We start from the raw sequence: 20,511 nt of genomic DNA on the forward strand, positions 1-20,511 counted from the left end.
GATACAGCCAGCTATCGTGAATAAACGCCGTGCCCAGGCCGGACACATTGTTCGCATAGGGAATGCGCAGCAGACGGCACACCAAGCCGGAATAGATGTTGGCCTTAACGGTGAAATTGAACACGAACGCCGGCCGCAGCCGGCGTAACGCAAAAAACAGCCGCAACAGGCTCAGCGCCTCGCCCAGCAGACGCGTGCCCTTGCCATCCAACTGCAACGGCACGAACTCCACCCCCAGCTCTTCCACCAGCTTGGTGGCATAGCGATCCGGCGGCGCCATGGTGACCACGCGATGGCCCTGAGCCACCAGCTCAGCCAGGGTGCCGCGACGGAAGTTGTAGAGATACCAGGCGGTGTTGGAGACGAGAACGATGGGTTTCATAGGATGGCAAACAGGCGGAGAGGCAAGAAAATGACGGGGCTAACGGCGTGATGCATTCAAAATACCTTTAACCAAATTCAGTATCTTTTGCTCGTATACCAAGCGACCTCGTATGCGAGCAGAAAACCAAAAAAAGCCATCACTGCGAATCACAGGCACTCTGGGAATACGGTAAGGGTCGAAATCCGAAGGGGACACCCCGGCACCACCCACCAGCGTTATGGTCTTATAAAAAGGTCTTACCGTCGCCTCCGCTACTTCATTCCAACGACCACGAGGATAGGCGAAATGGTCAAAACTGACACCCAACTCATCCGCGATACGTCCAGCCGATATAGCAACATCCGCCTTAATGGCTTCTGGTGAAAGCGATGAATATTCCTGGTGGCCGTGGCTGTGGGCAGCCAGAGTGATGAGGTGATTCCGCTGCACTTCTCTGAGCATATCCCAGCTCATGGGCTTCAAGAGAGCAGATGACTCATCCAAAACACTGACCGGGGCTTCGCCTGGGTTATCAATAAAGCTCGTCGGTACGTATAGCGCTGCAGGGAGCGAGTACTTCTCAAGAACAGGCAAAGCTTTGTCATAGAAATCTTCGTAGGCATCATCGAACGTAATCACTACACGAGGGCGAGACGAAGGGGGAATCCGTCTTGCCTGTAAGTGCTCAATAGCAACGTCGAATGAGATAACTTCATATCCCTCTGACAGCACTGCCATTTGCTTTTCGAAAAGTTCAAAGGGGAGGTCCAGCTCCAGATTTACATCGCCCGTAACCCGGTGATACATCAAAAAGACAATGTTATCGCAAGGTTTTTTAAAGGCGGTAAGCAGATAAGAAAAAGACTTAAGTGCACCCCGAAGAACTGACATTACCATCAAAAAACCTCAAGCTCCCCGTAACTGATATCCCAAGATTCCGGGTTGAGCGGATCGATGTCATAGCTTACATTTTCGCCCAAGGGGCGAAATGCAAAGTTTATATACTTAAAGGGAAACCTAAAAAAACCACACTTCTTAGACGCCGAAGCTTCAACAGAGAGTGGTGAAAAATAAGACACGAAGTAGTCTACTTTCAATTCTCTCTTTACCCTCCTAATCTCTACTGCAACAGACTCAACATCGCTCTTTTGAGAGAAAACTTCAAGCAGAACAGCCCCCAAAAGGCCGGATCTAACCTCAAGGCGAAGAATAGAAATAGCCGATATCGAGCCATTAGCATCGCGAGAAACATGGACACCGTAATCAGCGTTTGGCTGATCAACATAACGCCAATACAAGTACTCCGGGGTTCGAGGTGTTCGATAACCTTGCGCCCTCCTTTTTTCCTCAAAACTGGATGCCAATTTCAGCAAGTCTCTAGAGTCGCGAAACAAACTCAAAGACTGGACCTTCCCACCACTAACTCGGCACCATTTTTCTGCAACACGATTTCGTTTAAAAAATTTATACTTCATAAAGGAAAAAACAAACCGTGCAGGCGAAGAAACACAGAGAAACACCTTGAGCTGTGCAACATGACGCCAACCCATTTTAACATATCCTGGTAGGCTACTACTGTTCGGCGAATTAAAAATAAAAGAAACCCCATCTTTATGAGCATTCTGCACACACTTGTCTGTGAGCTTTCTAAAAAGACCACGGCCTCGCCATTCTGGAGCCGTCGCTGTGTCGACTGCACGCAGGGCTGAATAGGAGCCGGAGTCACAAAGAAAATGCCACCTCATGAGCGGGCGGACGGCCACCAATTCATTTGATTTGCAAGCAGCCAAGCCCACAGATTGGCCGAATGGATTATCAAAATGCTTCCACCTCCAAAAATCAACGGTCTTCTGAGTCACCCCTTCATTGCTCAAACTTTGTGAAACCAGCTTCAAAAGGGCAACAAGATCAACATCTTCCAGATTCTTCATCGAAACTTCGTCACTCATCGTCGACCTCACTGGCTATTCTTTCGTCCACTCAAACGGGCAACAGCGACACGGATATAAGGTGCAGAAAGAATGAAAAGGATAAATCCAAACTTCGCGCGATGTCTCATAGCCGTACCAAAATTTGAAGTCCCGAACGCGAAGACAAAAAGGAGCAGAAAAAAAACAGCACCAAGAACTTTAGCCTCTGGAGTTTTAAAAATATCTTTTCGATTTTTAAATATCAGAAAAACCAAAAAAACATATAAAAAGCTATCCAGCATTCCTAAAGCGTGGCCAACCGACCGAACCTGCCATGGCATCGGCGAAAAAAGAAAGTAGATCATTCGTATCGGTGCCTGCCAGAGAATGTCTACAGGGCCAGACACCGCCAAACCTGAGAGATATACTGCACCGCCATCTGCTCTACTCGAGACGACGGTAGCAATACTTTCTGAGTCAAGCTCAGATAGCGCGCCTACTTTAGGTAGAAAAATATTCTCCATAAATACAGCACATAGAATAAAGAAAATGAGGAGAGCTACTGCGCTCCCTGCACGCTTGATGTAGACTTTTCTTTGAGTATTGGCTGGCGCACTAAAGAGCAGATAGGCCACCAAAGAGGCGGGAATAGCAAATGCTATACCGCTATGAAACAGGGACGCACAGGAAAAAGAAAAAAAGCAAAAACACAAGTAAATCAAATTTTTCCGCTGCACAGAAGATATTAGCATCAAGATTCCGAATGAAAAGAAAATCAACACAAAAACTTCACGCAACGTAACCGATGAATATATCACCAATGCTGGGAACAGAGAGGCGAGCCAAGCGACAGAGGTTGCAGCCCGTTCATTCCAAACTTTCTTTGTGGCAATCGCAATTACTAGAACTGATATCACGCCCACAAGTACATTAAGCGCTTGGGCACCAAGAACAGAGCGATCCGTACAACCATACAAAGTCGCGAGCACAGAACTATAAACGTACGACGCGGAAGGATTGAAATGCTCAAAAAACCCCAAACAACCACTCGAGGACCAGTCATAAGCAACACGTTCAAAAACGCTAGCATCATAGCTACCTTGGGGCAAAGCAGCCACATAGCGATGAAAAAGTGACACTCCTAATCTTGCAAAAAATGCGCTCATCAAAGGTAATGCCAACCAGCGATAGCAATTTGCGATAAAAATCACAAAACAAAAAGTAAGAGAAAACAAGAAAACCGCAATGAAAATTTCCATGGTTATACATCTTTTCTATATATCAATGACAGCTTCTCAAACATAGCCTCAACAGAAAATCGACCAGACGCGATTTCGGTTGCCCGCTGCCCCATTCTCTTTCGTAGCTCTGCGTTGTCAGCCAAAACAGCCATGCTATGAGAAAATGATTCCTGGTTGGCCACATCTACTACGAAACCCGACATCTGATCTTCTACCGCACTAGGCATTCCACCCGCCTTAGTCACAATCGATGGCAGTCCCACAAACATGCTTTCCAATAGAGCCAAGGGAAGCCCTTCATAATCTGAAGACAGGCAAAAAATATCCGCATCAAAAATTAAATTTGATGCGCGCGGGTGCGGTCCCCAAAAGTGAATACAGTCAGCTGACTGAAGTTGACCGACCAACGATTTCAACTTCGGCTTTTCGGTGCCATCCTGGCCTACCAATACCAAATGACAAGGCAAGGATTTAACAGCGATCATTTGATCAAACGCCCGAATCAACATCTCATGGTTTTTCTTTTTTAACAAATTTGCAACGCATATAAATACAATCGCATCACTCCGAATACCCAACCTATGTCTCACTTCACCAAGACAAAGAGGCCTGTCAGGCACGGATATTCCATTATCAATAATTTGAGTACTCCAAGGCAATGACAACGCGACCGCCTCTGAGCAACTGACAGTGGCATCATCTAAAAAATGTAATGTTCTATGGAGGAAACGTGTTATCGGATGGAGTCGCCCATATACGTTATGCTCCGTTGTTATCATGCGATATGAGAAAAAAAACTTGAAGAGTCGAGCAATCAGCGCCGGTATTGGCAAATGCGCATGCACAACTTTCGGCCTGTATAAAAAAATCAACTTTACGAACAAAAAAAAGGAAAATATCCACCATGGATTTTTTTTAACAAAAAAAACTGGAATATCTTTTTCCCTAAGCTCATGCTCAATTTGATTTTTATTTTTCAAAAAATAAAGCACACAAACATCGTAGCCATTGGCCTTTGCTGCAATACAGCACTCAACAACATGACGCTCCGCCCCACCAAGACCGAGCCCTTTAATAACGTACAATACATCCATGGAAATATTCCATCTTAGAAATCATACTTAAACAACGAAACGTCCTTGGCGTACAAGCGCGCGACCGTATTCACAGTATCGTTACTTTGATAATATTTTTTATAATTACTATCAGATGAAGTGACATTAATATTTTGCATATTCATATTCACTGAAAGAACCTCTTGCACGGCTTTTATAGTATCGTTAATCCTATCTAGTCTCCCCAGATGATCCACTATAACCGAGCCACTCAAATCTGTAACGAAAAGGTACTGAGGCTGAAAAATAAAATCCAAATCTTTCAATTCTTTATAAACCAACCATTCATGAATAAAAGCATCAAAGCTTCTAAAAGCATCAATTTTATAGCTAAAGGGGTTGCTAACCGCCATAGACCCAGTGGAGCCCATCTTAGCGAAACGATACGCAGAGACGACCCTATCCCAAGGATTTCTTGTCACCGAGAACACAAAGCACTCTTGATAAAGTTTGGGAAATTTAGCCTTTATTTCATATGCTTTATAATGACCTAAGGTCCTTCCATAAATAGATTGATTTATACTAGTACCCGCCGCCTTAGGAATGTGAACATAAATACATTTTTTTTTACTCCAATATGGGTACCGGCGATAAAGATTGATTTTATATCTGAAATTCATAAACAACAGCCTGACAAATAATCGAGGTACTGTTTAGCAACATAAGAAGATGAAAATTTACTTAGATGTTTGGCCAAGTCATCATCATTAAACTGTTTTTCAGCCTTCGACACTCTTTGGTATATACCTTCAGCCAAACTTACAGGATCCGAAACAGGCACTAGCGTACCGAATCTGCCGTTATCTAGAACCTCGGAGGGACCTGAGGGGCAATTTGTTGAAATAACAGGGAGTTTGCAGAGCAATGCTTCAACCAAAACATTAGCAAACCCCTCCCAACGAGAACTCAAGACCAACATATCGTAACGAGGGAAGTTTTCTTTCAGATTCTTGGAAAACCCTTTGAACTGGACAGCGTCCTGCAATGACATTTCTTTTGCCAAATCCTTTAAATCTTTTTCGAGAGGCCCTTCTCCATAGATATCCAGAGAGCATTTCTGGCCCATATCTGAAATGAGTATGTTAACTGCCCTAAACATCACGGGGTAATCTTTGGCTGCGCTAAGCCGCCCCGCCGCCACCAATTTGATATGTCGACGATCTACCTCTTTCTTAGCAGCAGCCGGCATCAACCCGCCAGAAAAAATCGGATTGTAGATCGTAACTACCGTTCTATCGTTCAAGGATAAATACTGTGCTGCGGCCTTCCTTACCCCATCAGACACAGCCACGACACCAAAAGCACGCCGACAAGAAAGCCGATGTAAAAATCTTACAATCTGGTTCCTTATAGTATATCCCGTCGCAAGATCTCTAGCTCGAAGGTTACTATGAATGGTAGGCAGTCGCTTAAATGAGCCCCGCATTAAAAGAGAAGCCAGCCAGGTAATGATGTTAGGAATGTCGGTAAAGCTAATTACAGCCTCCGGATTCTCTTTTATAAGCGCTTTTCGCATGCTCAAGCACCTGAAAAAAAAATTTCGGCTTTGAGGCCTATATAAAACTATCCTTTTGTCCAAAAAATATTCTGAATTAGTTTTATCATCCCAGAAAAAAATAGAAACTCTTATGCCAATATTTAAAAACTCCAGCGCTAAATTAGTTGCAACACGTTCCGCCCCCCCCCCACCCAGAGAGGAGCAAACAAGCATTATATTATTACAAGACTCAACTTTCATCAGGCGCCATCCGCCAAGTCGGCATCATCAACCCTTGCAAATGGTTTCCCGGACAACGTCGAACACAAAATCATATCGTCTTTATAGATTTCTTTTAGAATGTCTATATTTTCTTCTTTGATTTTTACATCATCACTTCTTTGTGCGCTTGAGTTCACATGAGGCAATACCATTTGCTCACCAACAACCTCGGAAAAAAAAATTTTCAAATTATTAGAAAGATTTTCAAAGTTAATCATCCATGTCGAGCATCTTGGCGCACCTCTAATAAAACAGGACGCACTGCGAAAAAAATAATGGTCGTTCACGTCTATCTTGAAGATATACTTCTCCAAAAAATCATCGATGTTTTTGCTTTTATTTGCCGCTGGAACAGGCGACGATCCAAACTTATCGTTCAGAATATTTAAATACTTGTACGAGGATATTATCCTTTCAACAGGATCTCTCATTATAAAATACGCACCCGAACCCACGCGCCCGTTTCGCATAGAAAGAATTTTTTGGTAACAATAATGGCCACTTTCGTGTCTATCATGAGCCAAGGCCAAACTAGTTCCTCCCGACTTAGGGATATGTATAAAAACGTATTCATCGGCCAGCCACTCTTGCACTGCATGCCTCGTTTTGAAATGGTGACGCGCTTCTAAAAGAGCCAAGGGAGCCGTTGAAACATAAATCTGACTAACAAATCTTTTAATATTAAACATTGAGGCCACTCTTCTATGTATAGCGAAACATCTAACACTTTTTTAATCTTTCCCAAAACCATAAAGTTAAAAATTTAACTCTAACATTTACTAAAAAAATCGCCGTTATCTTGGCTTTATTTGTCAAGCTCATGTTGCTACTTATAAACAATGACAAAAGCCGATTCAATATCGCTTCATTCGTAGGTTTTTCTAAAGATGGTTCAAACTTTGAAAACGCCTTCATGAGGTTTAACCAAAGCTTATTCCATTCATACAATTTCTCCCCTTTTGAGCTGGCTTTTCGCTTTGCCACAACAGACGATTTACTAGCATGTCGATACACGGCAGTAGTCCGTGGCAAATAGCAACAACTGCCATGCAAAGAAGCTTGCAAATGAATTATTGCATGCATACTTCCTCCATAATTAATTAACCTAGCTAAGGAATGCTGCTCGCAAATTGATGCCCTCACAGCCATCGTCTGCATAGGGCTTATAGGTAAGCCAGAAACGGACAGGACCATATCTGAAGGCGAGAATATCTTTTCTGATTCTCCATAGTTTGCCAAAAAACCAAGCGTCTCAGTGAGATCTTCGTTTTTAATCTCCGCCCTAGTAGTTATCATGCTAATTTTTGGATTTTCTTCAAATTTATCTACACAAATTTGGAGCTTTTTATCATCCGTCCAAAAGTCATCACCATCACAAAAGAAGATATACCTGCCTTTGGCTCTGGCAATATTTCCCAAAAAGTTTGCGCGCCCTGTGGCGGACCCCGCCACATATATGACATCAGCACGACTATTTAGGGATAGCGATATCAATGATGGATGAGCATCCTTAAATCTCTTACATATGTCCCGCGTACCATCCGAAGAATCATCTTCCCCCAAAACAATCTCAAAATTAAATCTCGTCTTTTGTGATATAATACTTTCCAAGCACTTCTCAATGTAGTCTACGTGCTGATATGCAGTCACACAGACGCTCGCTAAAACTTCTCCAGCACCACTCTCAGAGCCATCATGTGAGCCCGACTGTTTCATGAATCTTGCGCCGATGCACATAGAAATATTCGCATGTCATTGCTTCCTGATTTTATATTTAAGTACGTTTATGCACATAAACATGCCTTCAGATTTAACTAGATAGCTTGTACTCAAATATATTAAAGCACCCAAAAGCAAGCAGAAAGGAAGGGAAATTTCTGCTCGAATTGTTAACATTGGCAACAAGAAAAACAATCCTGAGGCTGCTATCAAGGCTGACAGAACAGGTTTAGCTGCATCTTTAAGCTGATCTACGAGTCCGTAATTCACCAACCTAGCTGAATAGTATGTGTTTGGCACTAGAGCAAGGACGGAACCCAACACCTGGCTAATAGCTATCGCGAGCACTCCATATTTTAAGGAAAGTCCGAGCAAAGATAGATTAACGGCTTTTTTAGCAAGCCCCACTTTCAAAACCAAATCAGACCTGCCTTTTACGTTCATAATATTTACATTCAAGGCGTGCAATGGATAAATCATCCCAACCACGCATAAAAGCTGAAGATAGGGAACCGAGCCTTGCCATTTCTCCGAAAACGCAATCTCAAAGACCGGCCTTGAAAGAGAAGCTAGAAGAAGCATAACTGGCGCGATCATGAACATTGTCATTTGAATAATTTGACGATATTTATATCTCAGCTTTTCATTATCATTTTGTAGTTTAGATAAGGCCGGAAAAGTTACTTGCTGTACAGCCGATGTCATCTGCTGGGAAACCAGATTGCTTATTTTCTTCGCTAGAAAATATAGGCCGGTTGCCTCAGCGCTGTAGAAGCGGCCGATCACTAGAACGTACGAATTTTGATACAGAACAGCCAAAAAACCTTCTATTAAAAGATTTACACCAAACTGGAAAAGCCTTAAAAAGGATTCAACACTAAAAATTAAGCTAGGCCGCCATACGCTGGCGAACCATAGCAGCAAGGTGGAGACAAACGCCGCCATTACCATCTGCGCAACCAGGCTCCAGACTCCGGCCCCATTATAGGCCAATGTCACAGCAACGATGCCTGACGATACGACGCCTGAAGTATTAGCAACCATTTGCGACTTAAAGTTCATTGCACGGCTAAGCGTCGCGGTTGGAACAATTTTCATTGCGTTGATAAAAACAACCAGCCCCATAACTCGAACTAGTAGTGTTAGTTCCGGTTGCTGATAAAATTTGGCGACCCATGGTGCCGAAAGGAAAAGGGCGCAGTACGCAAAGGCACTCATCGCCATATTGGTTATAAACACGGTACTTAGATCTTCGTCGCTTACCTTTTCGCTCTGTATCAATGCTTGCCCCAACCCCGACTGAACAAAAACACCAGCAAGCTCGAAGCAAATAACAATCATGGCCACCAGACCAAAGTCGTTTGGTGTTAAGAGGCGGGCAAGGAAGAGTGTGAATACTATCGAAGCACCACGACTCATAAAAATACTAGCCAGGTTCCACAGAACACCAATGCTAATATCTCGATTAATTTTACTCATATTGGCCTGGATTTTATCACTAAGTTTTATTCTCCCAAGGAAAATCTCTAGACTCTGACTCCGCGCCGATGAAGTCTATAAATTTCTTGTACGCGTCGCTCTTACTCACGTTAATCACTAGAAGAGAATCCGGCCGATCGATAAAGTAATCAGCCACCGCCTGGTTGTGCTTTATATAATGATCAATCATTATCTCTTTATTGTAGGGATCATCATCAGGCGTTCCGTGCAAACGCACGGTATTATAAACAAAACCTCTCCTTACGTACGGGGCGGCTAGGAGATCATCGCCAATAGGGAGCTTTCCGTTTTTACCAAAGCGTTTTGTATGAAATTTTGTTAGCGACTGATACCAAACTTCAGGACTATCTCGGATCGTAAGAATGAATTTACTACCTGGAAATGCCGCATCTAAATATTTATACGTCTCGGGATAACTAAAAGGAACATCTTGAAAAACCTGAGCAGTCTTACAAAATCTTATAATTGGATCAAAATCACCCTTGAAGTAATATTTATCTGCAAGCAGCTCCCCCCTGCGCTGATCCCCAACGACAAATCTCAAATCCCTGAATGCCTTCTCCAGAGATGTTGTTCCTGTTTTATTCCTACCAATACAAAAAAATTTTTGCTTATTTTTTGCCTGCTGTCGGTTACGAACATCACCCAGATTTGAGATTATCCCCGAGCCCACCGCTCTGATAAAACTCATTTACTAATACCTTTATTAAGCCACTTTACTTTTAATTGCCAAGTATGAAATCAACAATCTTATTTGGCGTATCCAGCTCATCCGCCTTATCATCCGATATCTTCACACCCGACTTTTCTTGGATATCCATCATCACCAGCATGACATCAAGCGAATCAACGCCAATATCAACCAGCGTCTCATCCATCTTGTCGTCTGACATCTCTAAGTCCTGTACGTTGTCTTCAAGTACTTCGATCACGATCTTGATGGCTTCTTCTCTTTGCATTTTTTGCTCCTAAGAGTTCTGTTTGTAAATGGCTGATGCCCAGGATAGACCCACCCCAAAGCCTGACATAAGTACCAGGCCCGGCAAATCCCTAATCCGCTTTTCGAGAAGGATTGGAATGGACGACGAAACGGTATTGCCTGTCTCGGACAACTCAATCGGGGCCTTGTCTGAAGGGATGCCCGCTCTCTTTATCGTATTTTCCAGCATAAACCGGCTGCCCTGGTGAAGCAGGAACAGGTCTATACTAGCAACATCGAGCTCTTGCGATTCCAGCAAGGATTTTATCTGCTTCGGAACGTCCATTAACGCAAAATTAAAGACCGCTCGACCATTCATGGCGAGCTTCCCATCGACCTTTTCCAGGGCTTCGCGTCCCGCTCCACGAGTCGAAAATTTAGCGCCAGCCTTTACGTATTTTGGACTATCACTGATAAGTGTGACTGTTGCCGCGTCGCCAAAAAGCAGGCAGGTATTCTTATCTTCGGGGTCCAGTATTCTTGAGTATGGATCGCAGGTAAAAAATAACCCACGCTTAAGGCCATTCGCCTGCATGAAAGATTCAATGATGCTCAGCCCATATACATATCCTGAGCAACCAAGGCCGATATCGAAGCATGCACATTCGTCTTTCAGACCTAGCTCTGCGTGCAATATCGCTGAATTGTGCGGCAACCCATCTCTGTCTGGATTCTGTGTGCAGACAACCAGGCAGTCTATCTCTTCCAGCTCGACACCACCTTTTTCGCTTAGTGCTTTGAACGCCTCAACACAAGCGTAAGCTACCGACTCGTCTTCGCTAAGCCGGGGCAGCTTCAAAACACCAATTTTTTTTTCGACAAATTCTCTGTCAGCTCCGAATTTATCAGCCTGCTCCAGGTTGTCGATTTTTCTCTCTGGAATATAAGATGCTACGTTTTCTATTCCTAGCATAATGTAACCTTTGCGATCATGTCAGGAGAAATATATATCTGCGACTTCACTGCCATCGATATAGACTTTACTGCAGGTAAGCTTGGTACCAACTTTTTTTACCAGAACCAGCTTTATATCTTTTCCTTTCGGTATTGGAAAAGCCCCGAGGTATCTTGAGAAGACCCACTTCTTTTCAGCATCGACTAATTGAAGGTGCATTTTTTTACAAAGTGCAACAACCATTTCTATCGAATCATGATGTGTAGCGCCTTTTAATTCAATTGAGCTCTCAAATAACAAGCCATCTTGGCAAATATTATCTTCATCAAAATCCACTCTTTCTGCCGGCGCACCCTCCGAAGACGGGTTCAAGCTGATATACAGCTCCGGGTCACCATTGCTGCCGTCAAGCTTGGCGATAACGGCATCCTCCTTGCGTGGCACCCTTCTCTCGATCAAACATACGTTATTGTCGACTTTATTCTTGAACGTCAGGTTTATTCTTCCGCTTTCGAGACCGGCTCTTTTTGCTTGAAGTACCAGTTCGTTAAAGATACTGGTGCCGTGAACATAGTCTCTTTTCCCTTTTAGCGGGAAATTCACTGTTTCCGTCACTGGGTCGCTCCTGCTATCGCTTCGGTCCTGTGGTAAGCCCTGGCATTCTTTTGGCCGGGTTACCAAAAACCGAAGTTTTTGTATGCACATTTTTCACTACTACGCTGCCCATTCCAACGGACGCATCCTTACCGATAATGAGGTTATCGCGAATGGTGGCTCCCATTCCGAGTGTGGCATCATCTTCGACAACAGTATGTCCTCCGACCAAACCACCAACGGACATCCAGACACGTTGACCTATGCTTGCACCGTGTCCGATATTGCATAGATTCCCGATAACGACGTCGTTGCCGATTTTCGTAGCAGACAGGATGCCTTGCGGTATCACGCTGTTTGCGCCTATATACGTTCTCTTACCGATATAGACGCCTCCAACATGGGGAAATTTCAACACTCGCCCGTCGTTGGCCTTGTAGAGCGTTATGCCTTCATCTCCGACACATGCGTTCGGCCCGATAATCGCGTCATCATCGATCCAGGTGCCACGTTTTAATACCACGCCGGCTTCTATCCGGGCGCGCTTACCGACTTTAACTCCCTCTTCGATCACCGCCGAGGCAGCGATCATAGCCGTGGCGTCGACTTCAGCGTGTTTCCGATAGTCAGGTGAGTGCGCCCAGACATCCATTTCAGTCATCAGAAGGGCCAGAAGATCGATAAAGACTGCTCTCGGATCGTCAACCTTGCAGTACAGATTTGTACTACTTTCGGCACTGGGCCAGTCGTCCACGAACACCAAGCTGTTCAACAATTGGGAGCCTGCCTCGATTGCATCTCGCTTAGCAAAGGCAAGGCACCTCTCTCCAGGCAGTCTCGAGTCACAGACAGCACGAACCACCCTATTATCATCCTGCCGCTGGAGTTCATGGGATATACCAAGCTTCTGTAGCCAAAGGCTTATCTCGCTTATCGCTACATCTCGCGACAAAAACCCGCCGTCCATATCCCTACACCCCACCCTTCAATGTGACTTTTTCAATTTGCATCTGACTCGCCTCATCCAGGCCAGCGTATATCGGCAAACAAAGAACATGCCCAGAAAGCTCCTCGGAATGTCTCATTGTCGATTTGACGCTACTGATTGGCAGAGTGTTCAAGGAAGGGAAGAAATATCTTCTCGCCTGTATGCCTTCATTTTTTAGCGCTTCCAAAGTATTCAGAAGAGCAGTCTGATCCTTAAGAACCACGGGATAATAGGCGTAGTTACTTTGGCAGCTTTCATTCCATTTCTGGACTTTCAGATGGCCAGCCAAAGATTCCGTGTAGTGATCTTGGACTTGCTTCCGGGCCTGGGTTACCAAGGCCATTTCATCAAGCACGCAAAGCCCCATGGCCGCTTGGAATTCATTCATCTTGGCGTTGATGCCGAGCTCGTCGATCTGCTCAGGCCCTGAAAGCCCGAAGTTGATCATTAATCTCGCTTTTTCCAGGTCCTCTTTGCGTTTGAAGACGATGGCGCCACCTTCCACTGTGTGAAAGAGTTTTGTGGCGTGGAAACTGAGTGTTGCCGCGTCGCCATGTTTCAGCAGGCTTTCACCTTTATAGGTCACGCCAAAGGCGTGGGCACCGTCGTAAATCACCTTAAGATTGTGCTTGCGGGCAATTTCATTGATGGCTTCTACCTCGCAGGCATTGCCGAATACGTGCACAGGCACGATAGCTCGAGTACGTGAGGTGATGGCCGGTTCAATGTTCGCCGGGTCCAGGCACCAGGTGTCCGGATCGATGTCGGCGAACACTGGCTCCACACCTTCCCACTTCAAAGAGCTCGCCGTGGCAACAAAAGAAAACGGTGTGGTGATAGCTTCCGCGGGGGTGTCAGAAGCCTGCCCTGAGACGCCCAGGACCCGGTAGGCGATCTGCAGCGCCAAGGTGCCATTGGCGACCAGTAACAGGTTTTCAACGCCCAGGTACTCTTCCAACCTCCGGGTCAGTTCCTGAACCAGGGGACCGTTATTGGTCAGCCAGTTTCGTTCGTAAATGCCGTCGATGTAGCGATCCAGCTTCTTCCGGTCAGGCAGATAGGGCTTAGTGACTGGAATCATGCTCTTCCACCAGATCGAGAAGGTATTTCCCGTAACCGTTCTTCGCGAGGCTATCGCCGATTACGGCCACTTCCTTGGCGCTGAGCCAGCCGTTGTAGAGAGCAATTTCTTCCAGACAGGCGATTTTGTAGCCCTGGCGCTTCTCTACGGTCTCCACGAATTGGGCGGCCTCCAGCAGGCTTTCATGGGTGCCGGTGTCCAGCCAGGCAAAGCCACGACCCAGCACTTCCACGCTCAGGTCGCCTCGCTCTAAATAAGCCTGGTTGATACTGGTGATTTCCAGCTCGCCACGGTGGGATGGCTTGACGGCCTTGGCCATCTCGATCACATCGTTGTCGTAGAAATAGAGCCCGGTTACCGCAAAGTGTGACTTCGGCTTATCGGGCTTCTCTTCGATGGACACAGCCTTCTTGTTGTCGTCGAATTCGACCACGCCAAAGCGCTCTGGGTCTTTGACCTGATAGCCAAATACCGTGGCGCCAGATTCTCTGGCAGCCGCTTCTTTCAGCTTGGGTGAGAAGCCTTGCCCGTAGAAGATGTTGTCGCCCAGCACCAGACAGACACGATCATCGCCGATAAAGGATTCACCCAGGATAAACGCTTGGGCGAGGCCGTCCGGGCTGGGCTGTTCTTTATACGTCAGGTTGATGCCGTAACGGCTGCCATCGCCCAGCATGCGCTGAAAGCCGGACATGTCCTCCGGCGTGGTAATGATCAGAATGTCGCGGATACCCGCCAACATGAGCACCGACAATGGGTAGTAGATCATCGGCTTGTCGTAGATCGGAAGAAGCTGCTTGGAGACACCCATGGTGATGGGATAAAGGCGGGTTCCACTGCCGCCTGCGAGAATGATGCCTTTCATGCGCTTTCCCTCTGGCCGGTACCCAGCCGTTCACGTTGATAGCTTCCATCTTGCACCCGGGCACACCAGTCGTGGTTGTCCAGGTACCATTGCACGGTTTTCTTTAATCCAGTTTCGAAGGTCTCCTGAGGCACCCAGCCCAGCTCCCGGTCGATCTTGCCGGCGTCGATGGCGTAGCGAAGATCATGGCCGGGCCGGTCCTTCACAAAAGTAATCAGGTCGCGGTACTGGTTTACCGATTCAAGTCTGGAATTGTCGCCCGGCGGGACCAGTTCCTGGAGAAGATCGCAGAGCGTGTGCACCACCTCGATGTTCTGCATTTCGTTGTGGCCACCAATATTGTAGGTCTCTCCCACCGCACCTTCAGTAACCACTTTGTAGAGCGCGCGGGCGTGATCTTCCACGTAGAGCCAATCGCGAATCTGGTTGCCTTGCCCATAGACCGGCAAAGGCTTGCCTTCCAAGGCGTTGAGGATCATCAACGGGATCAGCTTTTCGGGGAAATGGTAGGGCCCGTAGTTGTTGGAGCAGTTCGTGACCACCACCGGCAAACCGTAAGTGCGGTTCCAGGCCCGCACCAGATGATCGGAGCTGGCTTTGCTGGCCGAGTAAGGGGAACTCGGCGCGTAGGAAGTCTGCTCGGTGAACAGCCCGTCCGGGCCTTCCAGATCGCCATAGACTTCGTCGGTGGAGACATGGTGCAACCGAAAGCGGCTACGGCGTTCTGCATCCAACCCGTTCCAATAGTGGCGGCAGACTTCCAGCAGCGTGTAGGTGCCGATGATATTGGTTTCGATAAAGGCGGCCGGGCCGTCGATGGAACGGTCCACATGGCTCTCCGCCGCGAGGTGCATCACCGCATCCGGTTTGTGCTGGTTAAAAACACGTTCCAGCGAGGCGCCGTCACAGATATCGACCTGCTCGAAGGCGTAGCGGTCGTTGCTGGAAACGGCTGCCAGGGATTCCAGATTGCCGGCATAGGTCAGCTTGTCCACGTTGACGACGCTGTCGCCGGTGTTACCAATAATATGGCGCACGACGGCGGAACCAATAAAGCCGGCGCCGCCGGTAATCAGAATTTTCATAGCTGCTCGCTGCTTCCCATGTCTCGTTTATTCTCAATCAAACTGGTTGAACCGCAAAACGACCTTATTTGTGCCCCAACGGAACCTCAATCTCCACCGCCCTGCCCTTCTCTTCATACCTGCGCCGAAGCTCCCCGGCCAGCGTCCGCTTGGCCTCGCTGTCACCATGCACGATCTTGATCTGTCCCGGCCAGCGGTCCATGCCGGTGACGAACTCGATCAGGCCGGTCTGGTCGGCGTGGGCGGAGTAGCCGCCAATGGTGTCGATGCCGGCGCGGATGGTGTGGCGTTCGCCGTCGAGCTCCACGTAGCCGCCTTGGGGGCCATGAGTCTGAATGTCGCGGCCGGGGGTGCCGGCGGCCTGGTAGCCGACGAACAGCACGTTGTGGCGCGGGTCGCCGAGCATCGCCTTGAGGTAGTTGACGATGCGGCCGCCGGTGCACATGCCGCTGGCGGCGATGACGATGGCCGGGCGGCGGCTGTCGGCCAGGTGGCGGACCATGCGCTGGTGGGCGCTGTGGCCGTCCACGGTGAGCCGTTGTTCAAAGGCCAGCGGTTTGCGGCCGGCGGCGATGCGCTGGCGGGCCTCTTCCGGCCAGCAGCGCTCCAGTTCGCGGTAGACCCGGGTGAAGCGGCTGGCCAGGGGCGAATCCAGGATCACCGGCAGTTGGTTCCAGGGCAGGCCGTCGGCGGCTTCCTGGTGGCCGCGCCGGTGGATGATCTCTTCGAGCTCGTAGAGCAGCTCCTGGGTGCGGCCAATGCTGAAGGCGGGGATCAGAACCGTGCCCTGGTCTTGCAGAGCGCGCTGGATCAGCGCTTCGAGACGTTGGCGGCGGGTGTCGCGGTGTTCGTGTTGGCGGTCGCCGTAGGTGCTTTCGATCACCAGGGTGTCGCAGTGTTCGGGCGGTTCGGGTGGTGCCAGTAGGGGGGCGTGGGGGGCGCCCAGGTCGCCGGAGAAGACGATTCGCTTAGTGTTCAGTTTTCGGTTTTCAGTGTTCAGTTCGGCGGCTGGGCCGGTTACTTCGCATTCTATGTAGGCGGAGCCTAGGATGTGGCCGGCGCGTTGTAGGCGGATGCGGGCGTTTTGGTGGACGCTGTGCCATTGGTTGTAGGGGATGGCGATCAGGCGTTCGTCGATCAGTTTCAGGTAGTTTTCCACCGCTTCGGTCTGCCGGCTGAGGCTGAGTTTGAAGGCGTCTTCGAGCACCAGGGGCAGCAGCCGGGCGGAGGGCTCGCTGCACAGAATCGGGCCTTTGAAGCCGGCCGCCAGCAACCAGGGGATGCGGCCCACGTGGTCGATGTGCACGTGGGTCACCAGCAGGGCGCGCACGGTGCTGATGTCGAAGCCGATGGCCAGTTCGTCGGGGCCGCCGCGGGGGGCGGCGTCGTTGCCTTGGAACAGGCCGCAGTCGATCAGCAGGCTGGCGTCCGGGGCCAGCATCAGTTGGTGGCAGGAGCCGGTGACGCCGTTGGTTGCGCCGTGGTGGTGGATTGTTGGGTTGGGTTGCATGGTTTGGGACTTCCTTTTCCCGGTTTGGGGCGGTTTTCAGTTTTCAGTTTTCAGTTTTCAGTGTTCAGTGTTCAGTGTTCAGTTGCGCCGGGGGGCTTTGCCGGGCTTTCCTCGCCTTTGGCTCGGTTCGCGGTCGGGGACCGCTCCCACAGCGCCGCTGTAGTGGGGCGCCGGGGTAATCGGCCCTGCCCTTGTGGGAGCGGTCCTTGCCCGCGAATCGGCTTTGCCGGGCCTTCGGCTCGATTCGCAGATCGCTCCCACATCATATCCGGATGCTGTGGTAAGCCCTGGGCCTGAAGCATCAAAAGACCAGGGCATGGTGTATCGGGTGCTCTTCTGGATACACCTGCGTTAGCCAGGTTGCAAGCGCGTCGGAGAAGCTCTCGCTCAGGGATCTGAGGTTTTGGTACACGTCACTTTCCTGGCGGGTCTCTTTCTCCACTTTTTCAAGCTGCTTGCGTATCTCCGGGTCCGAGACTGATGCGATGAACTCTTCGTAGATTTCCAAGATGCCCGCGGAGCGTTCCGACCCACCAACCGATTCAATGCGTTGAAGGACTGGTTCGGAAAAAAGCCGCGCTGCTTTTTCCAGCTTTTCCTCGTGGTCCAGCTTGGCCAACTCGGCCGCTACCACGATGCCGCCGAAGTAGAGCACTTTTCTTGAAAAGCGCAACTTTGTGCTACGTAAGCCCCAGGATTTGCCGTCTTCGGTGACTTTGTACTCAAAATCCGTAGTGATGGTTCGGTAGTACCGGATAATGTCGTTCAACAGAAACCTTGGGATACGCGCGCTCGGCGAGCTTGGTTTCATGTATTTCTTTAACAGATCAGTCTGGTAGGCGTGAAAGCGGCTTTCGCCATATAGCCAAGCGCCTTCAAGCAGGAACAGCATGCGTCTTGTTAACAACGTGTTGGAGTCTTTTTCCCCACCTATATTGGTGAGCATGTCCGTGAAACTGACCACTGCGTCCGTTCCAAAGGTGCCCGTGCTGCCCACTGACTGCGGAACATGCCGCTCAACCACCGCTCGGATACTCGCCAATTCAGCGGGAATGGCGTCTTCCGCTGGCATGTCGGAATCGAAAATAATGTACAGATCGAGATCCGACTCCGACGAAGCCTCTTCTCTTCCATAGGACCCGGTCGTAATTACAGTAAGCTTATCTTGAGACGGGCTGTCAGTGAGTGCTTCGCCCAACTCCTTTCTCAGGCTGGCCAACTTGCGAGCGGTAAACTCTCTTGCCTCATCGATTTTCGCGTATTTCCCCAAGGCCATCTTTGCCTCCCACTCATCCTTGACTTTTTTTATTGGTTTTCCTAAAAGTGCCAACAATTTTTCGAAGCGCTTTATTTCACCTATCTGGCTTTATCATTTATCCAATCACGCTCAGCACTTCATCTCGCTTGGTAACCTGGTAACGATCTTCATTGTCTTGGGCGTTACTGACCCAGTACTGACGTTTAACGAATGGCAAAGACCTGACCTTTTTACCTTCCGATGATCTTAGGGGAGCCCTTCCGCCTTTCAGAGATAAGAAAAGCATCGGATGATCCTTGCGCCAGGCAGACTCACGTTCTATCAAATCGGCTTCATCCAGAGGCACGTGATATTTCTGAAAATAAGTCTGGCTGCGCCAATCCGCCAACAACCCCGCTTCACTGGTAATGAATTGATTGTAGGTGAAGTCTTTGAGCCGCCAGAAATGATCCAGGGTATCCTGCCCATGCTCACCCTTGGCCAGGAAAGCTGCGTTAGCAACGGCGATGCGGTCCATACCCAAAGCGGAACCCGCCAAGGACATGCAGCTTCGCCAAATGCCATCAATGGTGTCGATGTTGATTTTCGCGCTAAACAGGTCGCCGCCCAGATGCGTCGGAGCTTTTCCCTCAATCAAAGCAATGATGAGTGAAAGATCGCACTTGTTACGCAACAACCTGGCTAGCGGCTTGCAACGTCGATATTCGCCGTCAATGATTCGCAAGCCCATTTCGTGATGTCCGAACCCGAGCGCGCTCTTAAAGTGCGGCTCCACACTATGGGACAGGGGCGCATGCCCGATATCGTGCAACAAGGCCGCAACAACAATGTGTCGGCGCACTTCTTCGGAGTAACCACGGTTGCTCGCGACGAAGTTGGCCAGAGCGGCGACATGCAATGAGTGCTGCTGGCGTGTTCGCCGAGCCGTGGACAGTCCAGAGTCTCCCAGCGAGATATAATCGATGGCGCCTAAAAATGAAATGCCGGCCAACCGTCTGAACGGCCAGGAGTTGATAACATCCTTTATTATTGAGTCGTCGCTGGCATCATCCAGCCAATGGCGTATGCCGCCGACCCTTTTTTTTGGTGAAGTCGCCATGAAAGTACATTCCTTAGCAGCCTCTGAGTATCTCATTTCTGAAACCGGTCACGTATCCGTTTTTTTACATCCGCCCAGGCGCTGAATCCTGTGGTGCCTTCTTCGGCATTTTTTTCCCGGGCCTCGAGTACATCTTGGTGCCACTGGGGGGCAGGAATGCTATCCGGTGTTTTCTGGCTTAAGTCGGCCCACAGCGCCTCAAGCACACGCAATTTTTCTTCGGTGCTCATTTGGTCAAGATCCAGCGAGACTGTCATCGGGTTGTTCCTCGTCTCTTCGCGTTTCGCGTTCAGTCTTTATTGTACTGCTCTCTTTTGCCGCCCCGCCAACGCCGGAAAGAAAAGGCCGGCGGGTTGGCAGCGGGGTTGGTGTTTGGGCAAGGCCTGTCGCTGGCATGGCCTGCTCCTACATAAAGACAAACCTGGCTACGTAGCCGCTGTAGGAGAGGCCGGGCAGCGATCCGCTGGGCGGCATCCCGCCGTGCCAGCGACGGGTTTTGCCGTGCTCTGGCCTCGCCTTTGGCTCGGTTCGCGGCCGGGGGCCGCTGCC

The 20,511-nt window shown here is 48.8% G+C and carries 22 protein-coding genes; all 22 read right to left on the minus strand.

Going from position 1 to position 20,511, the window contains the following annotated elements:
* A partial coding sequence (locus CGS25_RS17210; RefSeq protein ID WP_232802471.1) for a glycosyltransferase occupies nt 1-382 on the minus strand: 382 nt, incomplete at its 3' end.
* A 39-nt stretch (nt 383-421) separates the two neighbouring features.
* Nucleotides 422-1,261 carry a polysaccharide deacetylase family protein gene (locus tag CGS25_RS17215; protein ID WP_101676223.1) on the minus strand — a complete coding sequence of 280 codons (840 nt, stop codon included), beginning with the start codon at nt 1,259-1,261 and terminating at the stop codon, nt 422-424.
* A complete protein-coding gene (locus CGS25_RS17220) occupies nt 1,261-2,313 on the minus strand; it encodes a GNAT family N-acetyltransferase (protein WP_157933865.1) in 1,053 nt (350 codons plus the stop codon). The genes CGS25_RS17215 and CGS25_RS17220 overlap by 1 nt, the downstream gene beginning before the upstream one ends.
* A gap of 8 nt (nt 2,314-2,321) precedes the next feature.
* A complete protein-coding gene (locus tag CGS25_RS17225; RefSeq protein WP_101676225.1) occupies nt 2,322-3,533 on the minus strand; it encodes a glycosyltransferase family 39 protein in 1,212 nt (403 codons plus the stop codon).
* Between the two features lie 2 nt (nt 3,534-3,535).
* Complete coding sequence (locus CGS25_RS17230) at nt 3,536-4,609, minus strand: glycosyltransferase (protein WP_101676226.1); 1,074 nt, start codon at nt 4,607-4,609, stop codon at nt 3,536-3,538.
* A gap of 14 nt (nt 4,610-4,623) precedes the next feature.
* Nucleotides 4,624-5,250 (minus strand): sulfotransferase family 2 domain-containing protein, encoded by a 627-nt coding sequence (locus CGS25_RS17235; protein WP_101676227.1) that lies wholly within the window; start codon nt 5,248-5,250, stop codon nt 4,624-4,626.
* Nucleotides 5,247-6,368: a glycosyltransferase gene (locus CGS25_RS17240; RefSeq protein WP_101676228.1), complete on the minus strand. Its 1,122-nt coding sequence runs from the start codon at nt 6,366-6,368 to the stop codon at nt 5,247-5,249. Before CGS25_RS17240 ends, CGS25_RS17235 begins: the two co-directional genes overlap by 4 nt.
* Complete coding sequence (locus tag CGS25_RS19080; protein ID WP_157933866.1) at nt 6,368-7,078, minus strand: hypothetical protein; 711 nt, start codon at nt 7,076-7,078, stop codon at nt 6,368-6,370. The genes CGS25_RS17240 and CGS25_RS19080 overlap by 1 nt, the downstream gene beginning before the upstream one ends.
* Before the next feature lie 31 nt (nt 7,079-7,109).
* A complete protein-coding gene (locus CGS25_RS17245) occupies nt 7,110-8,105 on the minus strand; it encodes a glycosyltransferase (RefSeq protein ID WP_157933867.1) in 996 nt (331 codons plus the stop codon).
* A 36-nt stretch (nt 8,106-8,141) separates the two neighbouring features.
* A complete protein-coding gene (locus CGS25_RS17250; RefSeq protein WP_101676230.1) occupies nt 8,142-9,587 on the minus strand; it encodes a lipopolysaccharide biosynthesis protein in 1,446 nt (481 codons plus the stop codon).
* Between the two features lie 19 nt (nt 9,588-9,606).
* On the minus strand, nt 9,607-10,299 hold the full coding sequence (locus CGS25_RS17255; RefSeq protein WP_101676231.1) for a sulfotransferase: 693 nt from the start codon (nt 10,297-10,299) through the stop codon (nt 9,607-9,609).
* Nucleotides 10,300-10,330: 31 nt separating this feature from the next.
* Nucleotides 10,331-10,567, minus strand: a complete 237-nt coding sequence (locus tag CGS25_RS17260) for an acyl carrier protein (protein WP_101676232.1) — start codon at nt 10,565-10,567, stop codon at nt 10,331-10,333.
* Nucleotides 10,568-10,576: 9 nt separating this feature from the next.
* Nucleotides 10,577-11,500: a ketoacyl-ACP synthase III gene (locus tag CGS25_RS17265; protein WP_101676233.1), complete on the minus strand. Its 924-nt coding sequence runs from the start codon at nt 11,498-11,500 to the stop codon at nt 10,577-10,579.
* 21 nt (nt 11,501-11,521) lie between these two features.
* Nucleotides 11,522-12,097, minus strand: a complete 576-nt coding sequence (locus CGS25_RS17270) for a hypothetical protein (RefSeq protein ID WP_101676234.1) — start codon at nt 12,095-12,097, stop codon at nt 11,522-11,524.
* A gap of 13 nt (nt 12,098-12,110) precedes the next feature.
* On the minus strand, nt 12,111-12,836 hold the full coding sequence (locus CGS25_RS17275; protein WP_198588840.1) for a DapH/DapD/GlmU-related protein: 726 nt from the start codon (nt 12,834-12,836) through the stop codon (nt 12,111-12,113).
* A gap of 211 nt (nt 12,837-13,047) precedes the next feature.
* Nucleotides 13,048-14,145: a DegT/DnrJ/EryC1/StrS family aminotransferase gene (locus tag CGS25_RS17280; protein ID WP_101676236.1), complete on the minus strand. Its 1,098-nt coding sequence runs from the start codon at nt 14,143-14,145 to the stop codon at nt 13,048-13,050.
* On the minus strand, nt 14,129-15,010 hold the full coding sequence (rfbA, locus tag CGS25_RS17285; RefSeq protein ID WP_089031731.1) for a glucose-1-phosphate thymidylyltransferase RfbA: 882 nt from the start codon (nt 15,008-15,010) through the stop codon (nt 14,129-14,131). Before rfbA ends, CGS25_RS17280 begins: the two co-directional genes overlap by 17 nt.
* Entirely contained in the window at nt 15,007-16,095 is a 1,089-nt protein-coding gene (rfbB, locus tag CGS25_RS17290) for a dTDP-glucose 4,6-dehydratase (protein ID WP_101676237.1), read from the minus strand. Before rfbB ends, rfbA begins: the two co-directional genes overlap by 4 nt.
* Nucleotides 16,096-16,159: 64 nt before the next feature.
* Entirely contained in the window at nt 16,160-17,605 is a 1,446-nt protein-coding gene (locus CGS25_RS17295; protein WP_101676238.1) for an MBL fold metallo-hydrolase, read from the minus strand.
* A 301-nt stretch (nt 17,606-17,906) separates the two neighbouring features.
* Entirely contained in the window at nt 17,907-18,881 is a 975-nt protein-coding gene (locus tag CGS25_RS17300; protein WP_089031728.1) for a nucleotidyltransferase domain-containing protein, read from the minus strand.
* A 97-nt stretch (nt 18,882-18,978) separates the two neighbouring features.
* Nucleotides 18,979-19,962 carry an HD domain-containing protein gene (locus CGS25_RS17305; RefSeq protein WP_157933868.1) on the minus strand — a complete coding sequence of 328 codons (984 nt, stop codon included), beginning with the start codon at nt 19,960-19,962 and terminating at the stop codon, nt 18,979-18,981.
* Nucleotides 19,963-19,994: 32 nt separating this feature from the next.
* Nucleotides 19,995-20,219: an addiction module protein gene (locus tag CGS25_RS17310; RefSeq protein ID WP_101676240.1), complete on the minus strand. Its 225-nt coding sequence runs from the start codon at nt 20,217-20,219 to the stop codon at nt 19,995-19,997.
* Between the last annotated feature and the right edge of the window lie 292 nt (nt 20,220-20,511).

This window comes from Alloalcanivorax mobilis, assembly GCF_002864685.1.
GTDB classification, from domain to species: Bacteria; Pseudomonadota; Gammaproteobacteria; order Pseudomonadales; family Alcanivoracaceae; genus Alloalcanivorax; species Alloalcanivorax mobilis.